Source organism: Micromonospora rifamycinica, from assembly GCF_900090265.1.
GTDB classification, from domain to species: Bacteria; Actinomycetota; Actinomycetes; order Mycobacteriales; family Micromonosporaceae; genus Micromonospora; species Micromonospora rifamycinica.
This window is the reverse complement of the sequence record NZ_LT607752.1, coordinates 2,542,884-2,555,450: the sequence shown is the minus strand read 5'-3', so window position 1 is coordinate 2,555,450 and position 12,567 is coordinate 2,542,884. Positions and strand designations below refer to the sequence as shown.

Annotated in this window: 7 protein-coding genes; 5 read left to right on the top strand and 2 right to left on the bottom strand. The window is 74.2% G+C overall.

Features of this window, described 5'->3' with window-relative positions; translation table 11 throughout:
• Positions 1–35 precede the first annotated feature (35 nt).
• The 4 genes from GA0070623_RS10240 (at position 36) to dxs (ending at position 6,841) form a co-directional block, all read left to right on the top strand.
• Positions 36–2,111, top strand: a complete 2,076-nt coding sequence (locus tag GA0070623_RS10240; protein ID WP_067315223.1) for an APC family permease — start codon at positions 36–38, stop codon at positions 2,109–2,111.
• Between the two features lie 119 nt (positions 2,112–2,230).
• Positions 2,231–3,493, top strand: coding sequence for a class I SAM-dependent RNA methyltransferase (locus tag GA0070623_RS10235; protein ID WP_067315227.1), 1,263 nt, complete (start codon positions 2,231–2,233; stop codon positions 3,491–3,493).
• Between the two features lie 13 nt (positions 3,494–3,506).
• Entirely contained in the window at positions 3,507–4,811 is a 1,305-nt protein-coding gene (locus GA0070623_RS30950) for an anhydro-N-acetylmuramic acid kinase (protein WP_269458979.1), read from the top strand.
• A 74-nt stretch (positions 4,812–4,885) separates the two neighbouring features.
• A complete protein-coding gene (dxs, locus tag GA0070623_RS10220; protein ID WP_067313724.1) occupies positions 4,886–6,841 on the top strand; it encodes a 1-deoxy-D-xylulose-5-phosphate synthase in 1,956 nt (651 codons plus the stop codon).
• Positions 6,842–7,129: 288 nt separating this feature from the next.
• Here the strand turns inward: dxs and GA0070623_RS10215 are convergent, their stop codons facing one another.
• Positions 7,130–8,326 carry a hypothetical protein gene (locus GA0070623_RS10215; RefSeq protein ID WP_067313740.1) on the bottom strand — a complete coding sequence of 399 codons (1,197 nt, stop codon included), beginning with the start codon at positions 8,324–8,326 and terminating at the stop codon, positions 7,130–7,132.
• 288 nt (positions 8,327–8,614) lie between these two features.
• Between GA0070623_RS10215 and GA0070623_RS10210 the strand changes: the two genes are divergently transcribed.
• On the top strand, positions 8,615–10,546 hold the full coding sequence (locus GA0070623_RS10210; protein WP_067313742.1) for a glycosyltransferase family protein: 1,932 nt from the start codon (positions 8,615–8,617) through the stop codon (positions 10,544–10,546).
• Between the two features lie 99 nt (positions 10,547–10,645).
• Here GA0070623_RS10210 and GA0070623_RS10205 read toward each other — a convergent pair whose 3' ends face one another.
• Entirely contained in the window at positions 10,646–12,544 is a 1,899-nt protein-coding gene (locus tag GA0070623_RS10205) for a hypothetical protein (RefSeq protein WP_231932821.1), read from the bottom strand.
• Positions 12,545–12,567 lie beyond the last annotated feature (23 nt).

Here is a 12,567-nt window from a genome sequence, read left to right as displayed (position 1 = left end):
GCGGCCACCATCCGGTGGTCGTACCCTTAGCGCTTGTGGCCAGTCCCACCTCGCTGCTGAAGCGACTCCTCGTCGGTCGACCGTTCCGGTCCGACCGGCTCCAGCACACCCTGCTGCCCAAGCGCATCGCCCTGCCGGTCTTCGCCTCCGACGCCCTGTCCAGCGTCGCGTACGCCCCGGACGAGATCCTGCTGACCCTCTCCATCGCCGGGGCGTCGGCGTTCCTGTTCTCCCCGTGGATCGCCCTCGCGGTGGTCGTGGTCATGCTGACCGTGGTGGCCAGCTACCGGCAGAACGTGCACGCCTACCCCTCCGGCGGCGGCGACTACGAGGTGGCCACGGTCAACCTCGGCCCCCGGGCCGGGCTGGCGGTGGCCAGCGCGCTGCTGGTCGACTACGTGCTGACCGTCGCCGTGTCGGTCTCCTCCGGGGTGGCCAACCTCGGCTCGGTGGTGCCCTTCGTGGCCACCCACAAGGTGCTGATCGCGGTGAGCGCGGTGGTGCTGCTGACCGCGATGAACCTGCGCGGGCTGCGCGAGTCCGGCACCGCGTTCGCCATCCCGACGTACGGCTTCGTGATCGTCATCGGCGGGATGATCCTCACCGGACTGGTCCGGTACTTCGTCCTCGGTGACGACCTGCGCGCCCCCAGCGCCGGGCTGGAGATCCAGGCGGAGCACAGCGTCACCGGCTTCGCGCTGGTCTTCCTGCTGCTGCGCACCTTCTCCTCCGGCTGCGCCGCGCTGACCGGGGTCGAGGCGATCTCCAACGGGGTGCCGGCGTTCAAGGCCCCGAAGAGCCGCAACGCGGCCACCACGCTGCTGCTGCTCGGCAGCATCTCAGTGGCCATGCTGGTCGGCATCATCTGGCTGGCCCGGCTGACCGGCCTGCAGTTCGTCGAGGATCCGCGCACCCAGATCCTCTCCGGCCCCGACGGGTACGTGCAGAAGACCGTCACCGCCCAACTCGGCGAGACCGTCTTCGGGGGCGGGTCGGTGCTGCTCTACGTGGTCGCCGGGATGACCGCGCTGATCCTCTTCCTGGCCGCGAACACCGCGTTCAACGGTTTCCCGGTGCTCGGCTCGATCCTCGCCCAGGACCGCTACCTGCCCCGGCAGCTGCACACCCGGGGCGACCGGCTGGCCTTCTCCAACGGGATCGTCTTCCTCGCCGTCTTCGCGATCGTGCTGATCGTCGGCTTCCAGGCCGAGGTGACCCGGCTGATCCAGCTCTACATCGTCGGCGTCTTCGTCTCGTTCACGCTCTCCCAGGCCGGCATGATCCGGCACTGGAACCGGCACCTGCGCACCGAGCGGGATCCGGAGGCCCGCCGCCGGATGTTCCGTTCCCGGGCGATCAACGCGTTCGGCATGGCGATGACCGGCACCGTGCTGGTCATCGTGCTGCTCACCAAGTTCCTGCTCGGCGCGTGGATCGCCATCGCCGCGATGGCGGTGATCTACCTGCTGATGCTGGCCATCCGCCGGCACTACGACCGGATCGCCGCCGAGCTGGAACCGACCGAGGTGCGCGGGGTGCTGCCCGCCCGCAACCACGCCATCGTGCTGGTCAGCAAGCTGCACCAACCGACCCTGCGGGCCATCGCGTACGCCCGCGCCACCCGGCCGGACACGCTCACCGCGGTCACCGTCAACGTGGACGAGAAGGACACCCGGCAGCTCCAGCAGGAGTGGGAGCGGCGCGAACTGCCGGTGCCGCTGACCGTGGTCGACTCGCCGTACCGGGAGATCACCCGGCCGATCCTGAACTTCGTGGCCAACACCCGCCGGGAGTCGCCCCGCGACGTGGTCACCGTCTTCATCCCCGAGTACGTCGTCGGCCACTGGTGGGAGAACCTGCTGCACAACCAGAGCGCGTTGCGGCTCAAGGGCCGGCTGCTCTTCGAGCCGGGCGTGATGGTGACCAGTGTGCCGTGGCAGCTGGCCTCCACCGCGACCAAGAACCTCGACCGGCTGGACGAGACGCTGAGCCGTACCCCCGCCCGGGGGCCACGGGTCGCGCCGCGCAGCACCCTGCCGCCGCCCGTGCCGCCGGTGGTCGTCCCCACCCCGCCCGCCGAGCCCGACCAGTCGTCCGGAGACCGCCCGTGACCGCTCACCCCGGCCCCGCCCATCCTGTGACCACCGCCCCTGCCGGGTCGGCCGGCGGGACCACCGCCCCTGCCGGGTCGGCCGGCAGCGGCGACGCCGGGTCGGAGTGGCGGTCCGGGTTGGAGGAGGCCGAGCGGGTCGAGCTGACCGTCGACGCGGTCGCCCCGGGTGGGCACTGCGTGGCCCGGGTCGACGGCCAGGTGGTCTTCGTCCGGCACGCGCTGCCCGGTGAGCGGGTGGTCGCCGAGGTGACCGAGCTGCATCGGGGCTTCGCCCGCGCCGACGCCGTCGAGATCCGCACGGCGTCGCCGGACCGGGTCACCCCGCCCTGCCCGTACGCCCGGCCGGGCGGGTGCGGTGGTTGCGACCTCCAGCACGTGACCCCGGCCGCCCAGCTCGACTGGAAGACGGCCGTGGTCCGCGAGCAGCTGACCCGCCTCGGTGGGCTCACCGACGCGGAGATCGACGGGCTGCGGGTCACCGTCCGAGCGCTGCCCGGCGGCCCGCTGGGCTGGCGGTCCCGGGTCCGGTACGCGGTCGACGCCGCCGGCCGGGCCGGGCTGCTCAAGCACCGCTCGCACGAGGTGGTGCCGATCGACCGCTGCCTGATCGCCCACCCGGCGATCCAGGCGCTGCCGGTGCTCGGGCAGCGCTGGCCGACGGCCGAGGCGGTGGCGACGGTCGCGTCGACCGGTGGCGACGTCGTCGTCACCACCCTGCCCGACGGGGTGTCCACCCGGCCCGACGCTCCGGTCCACCCGGCGGCTCCGCCCGACGCCCGGGTGTCGGCTGCGGGCGACGGGCCGGTGGCGGTGCGGGAGACCGCTGCCGGGCGGGACTGGACGGTGCCGGCCGGCGGGTTCTGGCAGGTGCACCCGGCCGCCGCCGACACCCTGGTCGACGCGGTCCTCGACCTGCTCGCCCCGCAGCCCGGCGAATCCGCCTGGGACCTGTACGGCGGGGCGGGCCTGTTCGCCGCCGCGCTCGCCGACCGGGTCGGCCCGCAGGCCCGGATCACCGTGGTCGAGTCCGCCGCCGAGGGGGTCGCCGCCGCCCGGCGGAACCTGGCCGACCTGTCCGGGGTCGAGGTGGTCGCCGCCCGGGTGGAGACCGCGCTGGCCCGCCGTCGGGTGACCGGCCCGGTCGACCTGGTGGTGCTCGACCCGCCGCGCACCGGTGCCGGCGCGGCCGTGGTCCGGCACCTGGTCGCCGCCACCCCCCGGGCGGTCGCCTACGTGGCCTGCGACCCGGCCGCGTTCGCCCGGGACGTGCACACCTTCGGCCAGGCCGGCTGGCGGCTCGCCGCGCTGCGCGGCTACGACCTGTTCCCGATGACCCGGCACGTCGAACTGGTCGGCCTGTTCCTGCCGCCGGCCCGCTGACCGACCCGGCGCGATGCGGATCGTCGGGTTGATGTCGGGCACCTCGTACGACGGGGTGGACGTGGTCGCCGCCGAGTTCACCGCCGTGGGGGAGACCCTGCGGATGCGTCCGTTGGGGCACCGGGAGCTGGGCTACGACGAGGGGTTGCGGGAACGCATCGGGGCGGTCCTGCCGCCGGGTCCGACCACGGTCGAGGCGGTCTGCCGGCTCGACAACGCCCTCGGTGAGGTGTTCGCCGAGGCCGCCGCGATCGGCGTCGAGCTGGCCGGCGGACGGGCCGACGTGGTCGTCTCACCCGGGCAGACCGTCTTCCACTGGGTCGACGGCGGCACCGTCCGGGGCACCCTCCAGCTCGGTGCGCCGGCCCGGGTCGCCGCCCGGGTGGGCGTACCCGTGCTGTCGGACCTGCGGTCCGCGGACGTCGCGGCCGGCGGGCAGGGCGCCCCGCTGGTCCCCGCCTTCGACGCCCTGCTGCTCGCCCCGGCTGCCGGCCGGCGGCCCGGCGACGACGGTGCCGCGGGCCGGCACTCCGGCGACGGCAGAGCTGCGGGCGGTCGGCCGGGAGGCGGGGCGGGCGGGCGATCCCGCGACAGCGGCGGCGGGGCCGGCGGGGGTCGGCGGCCGCCCGGCGGCACCGTGCGGGCGGCGCTCAACCTGGGCGGCATCGCCAACCTCACCGTGGTCGCGCCGGGCGCACCCGTGCTCGGGTACGACGTCGGCCCGGCCAACGCCCTGCTCGACGCGGCGGCCCGCCGGTTCCTCGACCAGCCCTGCGACGTCGACGGGGCACGGGCGGCGGCGGGCCGGGTGCACCCCGGGCTGCTGGCGCTGCTGCTCGCCGAGCCCTACTACGCGGCGGCACCGCCCAAGTCCACCGGCAAGGAGCTGTTCCACCCCGGCTACCTGGACGACCGGCTGGCGGCACTCGCCGAGCCGGTCGCCCGCGACGACGTGTTCGCCACGGTGACCGAGCTGACCGCCCGGACGGTGGCCGCCGCCTGTGACGGGCACGGGGTGACCGAGGTGGTGGCGGCCGGTGGCGGGGTGCGCAACCCCACCCTGTGGGGCCGGCTGGCCGCCCTCGGGGCCGGTCGCTGGGAGCTGCGGACCACCGCCGAGCTGGGGGTGCCCACCCAGGCCAAGGAGGCGTACGCGTTCGCCCTGCTGGGGTGGTTGTCCTGGCACGGCCTGCCCGGCGCGGTGCCCTCGGTGACCGGTGCCCGGCGGGCCGCCGTGCTGGGGTCGTGGACCCCGTCGGGGCCGCCGCACGGGCCGGCCGGGTGGCCCGCACCGCGCCGGCTGGTGGTGCTCAGCTGAGGGATCCGGGGCCTCACCTGCGATGATCCATGGGCGGGCTGCGGAGTGTGCGGCGGCCGATAGACTCTCTCGTCATGAGTGTTGACGAGGACACGGCCAACCACGGTCGGCTACTGGGCACCGTCCGTGGTCCGCATGACGTCAAGCGGATGACCGGCGAACAGCTGGACATCCTCGCCGCCGAGATCCGTGACTTCCTGATCGCCAAGGTTTCCCGTACCGGCGGGCACGTCGGCCCCAACCTGGGTGTGGTGGAGCTGACCCTGGCCATGCACCGGGTCTTCGACTCCCCGCGCGACCGGCTCCTGTTCGACACCGGCCACCAGTCGTACGTGCACAAGATCCTCACCGGCCGGCAGGACGGCTTCGACAAGCTCCGCCAGCGGGGTGGCCTCTCCGGCTACCCCAGCCAGGGTGAGAGCGAGCACGACCTGATCGAGAACTCGCACGCCTCCACCGCGCTGTCCTACGCCGACGGGCTGGCCAAGGCGTACGCCCTGCGCGGCGAGCAGCGCAGCGTGGTGGCCGTGGTCGGCGACGGCGCGCTCACCGGCGGCATGTGCTGGGAGGCGCTGAACAACATCGCCACCTCCGGCAACCGGCTGGTGATCGTGGTCAACGACAACGGCCGGTCCTACTCGCCGACCATCGGCGGCCTTGCCGACCACCTGTCGTCGCTGCGGCTCAACCCCGGCTACGAGAAGGTCCTCGACACGGTCAAGGACGCCCTCGGCAACACCCCCTTCGTCGGCAAGCCGATGTACGAGGTGCTGCACGCGGTCAAGAAGGGCATCAAGGACGCGGTCGCACCGCAGGCGATGTTCGAGGACCTCGGCATCAAGTACGTCGGCCCGGTCGACGGGCACGACATCGCCGCCGTCGAGTCGGCGCTGCGCGCGGCCAAGAACTTCGGCGGCCCGGTGATCGTGCACGCGGTGACCCGCAAGGGCTACGGCTACCGTCCGGCCGAGGAGGACGAGGCGGACTGCCTGCACGGTCCGGGCGCGTTCGACGTCGAGACCGGCAAGCTGCTCGCCGCCCCGTCGGTGAAGTGGACCCAGGTCTTCGCCGACGAGCTGGTCGCCATCGCCGACGAGCGGCCCGACGTGGTGGGGATCACCGCCGCGATGGCCGAGCCGACCGGCATCGCCACCCTGGCCCGCAAGCACCCGAACCGGGTGTACGACGTGGGCATCGCCGAGCAGCACGCGGCCACCTCGGCGGCCGGCCTGGCGATGGGCGGCCTGCACCCGGTGGTGGCGGTCTACGCGACCTTCCTCAACCGCGCCTTCGACCAGGTTCTGCTGGACGTGGCGATGCACAAGCTGCCGGTGACCTTCGTGCTGGACCGGGCCGGCATCACCGGGCCGGACGGGCCGAGCCACTACGGCATCTGGGACATGTCGGTCTTCGGGGTGGTGCCGGGTCTGCGGATCGCCGCCCCCCGGGATTCCGCCAGCCTCCGGGAGGAGCTGCGCGAGGCGATCGCCGTCGACGACGGTCCCACCATCGTCCGGTTCCCGACCGGCACCGTCGCCGCCGACCTGCCGGCCATTCGCCGGGTCGGCCCGGTCGACGTGCTGGCCGAGTCGACGCGTACCGACGTGCTGCTGGTGGCGGTGGGCGCCTTCGGGCTGCTCGGCATGGAGGTGGCGTCCCGGCTGGCCGAGCAGGGCTACGGCGTCACCGTGGTCGACCCGCGCTGGGTGCGTCCGGTCCCGGCCGAGCTTGTCGAGCTGGCCGCCGGGCACCGCCTGGTGGTCACCGTCGAGGACGGCGTCCGGGTCGGCGGTGTCGGTGACGCGCTGGGCCAGGCGATGCGGGACGCCGACGTCCGGGTGCCGCTGCGCGACCTGGGCGTACCGGCCGACTGGCATCCGCACGGCACCCGCGCGCAGATCCTGACCGACCTGCGCCTGACCGCCCAGGACGTGGCCCGGGACGTCACCGGCTGGATCTCCGGCCTGGACGGCGACGCCACCTCGGTCGAGCCGGTCCGCCTGCCGGCCACCGACACCAGCCCGAACTGACCGGACCGACCCCCCCGACCGTTCCCTGAGGGCGGTCACGGCACCGCCGTGACCGCCCTCACCCTTGCTCTCCCCCTCCCCCTGCCCCTCTGCCGCGCCGCGCCCCCGCCCGGTGCTCGGTGATCAAGAGGTTGAGGTCAGCCAGACACCTCCCGCTGACCTGAACCTCTTGATCACCGGGGGCGGCGCGGCGAGAGCAGGGGCGGGGGCGGCGCGGCGAGAGCCGGGGCGGGGCGGCGCGGCGAGAGCCGGGGCGGGGCGGCGGAGGAGGGGAGGGAGCGCGGGGGGTCAGCGGCCGCCGGCGGAGCGGTAGTGGGTCTTCTCGGCGGTGGCGAGGCTGAAGGTCTGCCGGGCGGCGGGCATCGGGACCACGACCAGGCCCGGACGGTCCACCAGTCGGGGGGTGCCGGGCGGCACCGAGAGGGAGGCGTCCCGGTTGCCCCGCCAGGTCAGCACCACCAGGGGCTGCCCCGGCACCGGCAGCACGTACGCCTGGAGCGGGTTGGACCGGTCGGCGGGGGAGACCACCGGGCCGCCCTCGCCCGCCGGCCGGTAGACGACCGCGGTCATCGTCCCCGCATCGGTCTCCCAGGTCAGTTGCTCCAGGTCACCGGGGTCGTCGCCGCCGCCCAGCATCATCTCGCCGACGGCCCGGACGGACACCTTCTCCATCGGCCACGACTCGGGGACCGAACGCGGCGCGTCCCGGTCGCCGATCCGGCGCGGGATGCTCCCGAACGGCCCCTGCTCGTCGGCGAGGACGCAGGTGTCCAACCCGTCCAGCGCCCGCCGACCGGACCCGGTCTCGTCCCGGACCAACGGGTACCTCGGCTCGGCGGTCGCCGTACCCAGGTCGAGCAGTCGATCGGCGGCCCGCCCCCGGGGCAGCGACTCGGTGGCCCGCAGCGTCACCGTCACCGGCGCGGCCCGGCAGTCGGGCACCTTCACCGGGGCGGTGAGCCCGTCGGTCAGCATCAGTGCCCGGCCGTCCGGGCCGAGCAGCCGCTCCACCCGGCCGGAGGTCAGGTAGCGCCGGCCGTCGGGCAGGAACAGCGGGAGCACGTCGGCGTAGACCAGGTAACCCGGGTCGGTGTACTCGCTGGCCCGGGTCACCTGGTAGGAGCCATCGTGGCCGGTGAGCTGGAGCAGCCAGGAGGCGCTCTCCCCGGGCACGTCGGCGGCGACCAGGGCGAGCGGGACGCCGTCGACCTCGCCCGACCAGAGGATGCCGGAGGACGGCAGGTGCACCCGGTCGTCGATCGGCGAGCGCCAGCCGAGCACCGCCGCGGTCACCGCCGCCGTCGCGGTGGCGTCCCCGGCGAGCGCGCCACGGGGCGGCCACACGGCCCGGGTGCCGTCCAGGCTGTCGTAGCCCACCCGCAGCTCCCGGGCCTGACGGTCGGCGACCGGGCCGCAGGCGGCGACGGCCAGCAGCAGGCCGAGCAGCGCGGTGACCGTCGTGCCGCGACGGCGAACCGAAGCCATCTGTACGCCCCCGATCGCGTCGCCGTCGTTGTCGGAAACCCACATGGTACGCAACGCCCGGTGACGCCCCGCACCCGTGCCCCCGACCACCACAAGGGACACCGAAGTGAATTTCGGACTATTTCCCGGCTCCGGTAGACTCCGCCGACTGTGACGTCTGCCGAGCCCCGTGGCGCCTCCGCACCGGCCCCCGACGACTCCGGGGGCTCCGCCCGCGGCACGACGGCCACCGCGACGGCGCCCCCACCCGTGACCCTGACCACCCCCGTCGACCTGCGCGCCAAGGGTGTGCCGGCCCCCGTGGACCGGACGGTCGAGGCGTCGCCGGCCGACGCGCCACCAGCGGGGGCGGCGCCGCTCGGGGCGGCCCCGCGGCGACCGGCCGTCGAGGACGGCCCGGCGGCGGTGGGCGTACCGGAGCGGGGGTCGGCGGACACGGAGGGTGACGGCGCGACGCCGGTTGCCTGGTGGCGGCGCTGGCGCTGGACGGCCCGCCGCAAGGACCTGGTGGTCTACGGCATCTTCCTGGTCGTCGCGCTCTGGGTGACCAGTCGGATCTGGGTCGACCCGGCCGGCCGGGTGGCCTCGCTCTACAGCAGCGACCCGGCGCAGGTGCAGTTCTTCCTGGCCCACTCGGTGCGGGTGGTGCTGCACGGGGAGTTCCCGTTCTACACCGACCAGTTCAACTTCCCCGACGGTGTCAACCTGATGGCCAACACGGCGGTGCTGGCCCTGGGCATCCCGATGGTGCCGGTCACCCTGCTGTTCGGGCCGGCGGTGTCCTTCGTGGTGCTGGTCACCCTCGGCCTCGCCGGCACCGCCGCCGCCTGGTACCACGTGCTGTCCCGGCACCTGGTGCGACGGCGGCTCGCCGCGGCGGTCGGCGGCTGGTTCTGCGGTTTCTCCCCGGCGATGCTCTCGCACGCCAACTGGCACCCCAACATCATCAGCCAGTTCCTGCTGCCGTTCATCGTGTGGCGGGTGATGGTGCTGACCCGCTCGACCCGGCCGCTGCGCGACGGTGTGCTGCTCGCCGTGCTGGTCACCGGCCAGGCCTTCATCAACGAGGAGATCCTGCTCTTCACCGCCCTGGCCTGCGGCGTCTTCCTGATCGCCATGGTGGCCCAGCGGCCGGCGCTCTGGTCGGCGGCGTGGCGTCCGCTGGCCAAGGGGCTGGCCGCGTGCGCGGTGCTGGCCGGGGCGCTGCTGGCGTACCCGCTCTACGTCCAGTTCGCCGGGCCGATGGCGTACCACGGTCTCAGTGACGCGGTGCAGGACTACGGCAACGACATCGCGGCCTTCTTCGCCCCCGGCTCGCCCACCTTCGGCGGCAACGAACGGGCCAACGTCAACCTGGCCCCGAACTACTCCGAGGAGAACGCCTTCTTCGGCTGGAGCCTGTCGCTGATCGCCGTCGGCATCGTGCTCTGGCTGCGCCGCGAACGCCTGGTCCGGGCGCTCGCCGTGACCGGCGCGTTCTTCGCGTTGCTCTCCCTCGGTGAGCAGATCTCCTGGTGGGGGCGGGACCTGGTGACCGGGCCGTGGGAGCTGCTGGTGCGGCTGCCGCTGCTGGACGCGGTGGTGCCCACCCGGTTCGCCCTGATCACCTCCGTGGTGATCGGCATGCTGCTGGCGCTGGCCGTGCAGCGGGCCTGGACGCTGCGCGGCGCGCAGTGGCGGCACGCCAAGACCGTCACGGTGGCCGCCCTGGTGCTGGCGCTGCTGCCGATCGTGCCGATGCCGCTGAAGGTGACCTCCCGCCCGCCGGTGCCGGACTTCATCACCGCCGACCGCTGGCGGGAGTACGTCGGCCCCGGGCAGACCCTGGTGCCGGTGCCCGTGCCCAGCATGGGCAACACCCACGGGATGCGCTGGGCGGCGGCCACCAACCTCGACTTCAAGATCCCGGGCGGCTACTTCCTCGCCCCGCGCAACGGCAACACCGGCGATCCGGGGCGGTTCGGCGGGCGGCCCAGCGGGATCGGGCAGCTGCTCGACGAGGTCGCCACCACCGGGCGGACCACCAAGCTGGACGACCGGCAGCGTCGGCGCAGCCTGGACGAGCTGCGGCACTGGAACGCCGCCGTGCTGGTGCTGCCGCTGCGGCAGCAGAACGCCGAGCCGCTGCGCCGGACCGTCGAGCAGCTCGTCGGCCCCGCCCGCCGGGAACTCGACGTCTGGGTGTGGGACGTCCGACCGCTGTCGGCCCGTACCGCCTGAGCCGGTCTCAGCCGACCGCCGTCGCGGTCGGTGGCGGGTCAGCCGACCGCCGTCGCGGTCGGTGGCGGGTCAGCCGACCGCCCCGGGGTCGGTGGCGGGTCAGCCGACCAGGGGGCGGACGTCCCAGAGCCAGACGTCGTCGACCCGTTGCGCCGGGCCGAGCAGGCCGGTCATCAGGTCCCGCAGCACCGCCTCGCGCGGGTGGGCGCCCAGCACCACCACCGACGCCCGCCAGAACCGCAGGTCCTCCAGCGCCTGCCGGCGGTTCTCCCCGGTCAGCGCGGGCACCGTGCCGGCGTCGATGGTGGCGTAGATCAGGGTGCTGGTGGGCCGGTTCGGCGCGCCGAAGACCCCCTCGCCCAGCTCGTTGGGGCCGATGAAGTAGCCCCCCGGCACCGGGAACTCGTGCCCGGTCAACGCGCTCCAGCGCAGCGTGGACAGGCCGTGCACGTTGCTCGGGATCGGCACCGGGACCAGGGTGCGCCCGGCCGGCACGTACGGTCGCCAGCCGCCGGCGGTGACGAAGTGCGGGGGCAGGTCGATGTGCTGCGCGGGCAGCGGGCGGGGGAACAGCGGCAGCACGGCGAGCGCGATCGCCGCGTACCCGACCGGCCGGACCCACCGGCGGCGGACCGGAGCGGCGGGCAGGGCGGTGCCGGTCCGGGCCGCGGCGGGCACGGCGGTGCCGGTCCCGGTCGCGGCGGTGTCGTCGGCGGCGCTGCGCGGTGCGGGCACCCGGGACCGGCCGACCGCGCCGACGGCGTCCCAGGCCAGCGCGAGCAGGACGCCGACCGCGCCGGTCACCACCAGGGTCAGCCGGGTGGGCATCATCATCTCGACCAGCGGCAGGTCGTCCGGGATGTACGCCCACGGGCCGTCCACGGTGGTCTCCACCCCGTTGAACCGCACCTTCGGACCGATCGCCGCGACGGTGAAGACCAGCACCAGCACCCCGGCGACCCGGGCGGCCAGCGAGCGACGCCAGAGCAGCACCAGGGCGGCCAGCGCGACCAGCACCAGCGGCCAGCCGAACCAGGTGTTCTGCTCGGTCAGGCCGATGGTCTTCTCCACCGCCTCGTCCCCGGCCACGGTGTCCCGGGCGAAGGTGACGAACGCCATCAGGTCCTCGCCCCAGTTGTGGAACACCCCGCCCTGCAATCCCCGGTAGGACTGCGGACCGTTGAACTGGTACCAGATCGGGTACGCGGTGAGCAGCAGCGCCAGTCCGCCGCCCAGTCCCAGCGCGGCCAGGAAACCGCCGACCCGCGCGCGAGCCTCCCGGGGCCGCTGCACCACGTACGCGGCCACCGCCACCAGGCAGGCCAGCGCGGTCAGCAGCAGCATCTCCTCGTTGATGAAGACCTGGTACGCCACCAGCAGGCCCAGCGCCACCCCGTCGCGGCGCCACCGGCCGGGTCGGCCCAGCCGCAGCACCCGGGCCACGATCACCGGCAGCAGGAAGTTGGAGACGAAGTTGGGCTGCCCGTTGGCGTGGTGCACGATGCCCGGGGCGAAACCGAGGAACGCGCCGCCGACGAACGCGCCGGCCCGCGACCGCACCAGGTGCCGGGAGAGCACCCAGTACGAGGTGGCCGCCGTCGCGGCGAGCGCCCCGCCCAGGTAGAGCGCGTAGGTCACCTGCGGGCCGAACAGCAGCGTGACCGGGGCCAGCGGGATGGTCATCCCCAGCAGCGAGGTGTTCGCCATCATGTTCACCCCGTCCGGGGCGTTCTGCCGCGCGCTGAACAGCGGGTTCTCCAGGTGCCGCACCGAGTACGCGCCATGGGTGAACAGCCACTCGAACCAGCTGTGGTCGGTCGGCAGGTGGGACGACACCCGGTGCTGCACGTCCACCCAGTAGTTCAGGCACACCAGAACGCCGATCAGGACATAGGCTCCGATGGCGAGCACGTCGGCCCGGCCCGGCCGTCGGCGTGGCCGCCCCTGCGGGCCGGTCGCGTCGGGCTCGACCGCGTCGGGCGGGGACGTCGGGTTCAACGAGGGATCTACCACCGGCACGG

Coding starts and splice junctions, on each gene's coding strand:
- dxs (WP_067313724.1), top strand. CDS start 4,886: ATGAGTGTTGACGAGGACACGGCCAACCACGGTCGGCTACTGGGCACC.
- GA0070623_RS30950 (WP_269458979.1), top strand. CDS start 3,507: ATGCGGATCGTCGGGTTGATGTCGGGCACCTCGTACGACGGGGTGGAC.
- GA0070623_RS10215 (WP_067313740.1), bottom strand. CDS start 8,326: ATGGCTTCGGTTCGCCGTCGCGGCACGACGGTCACCGCGCTGCTCGGC.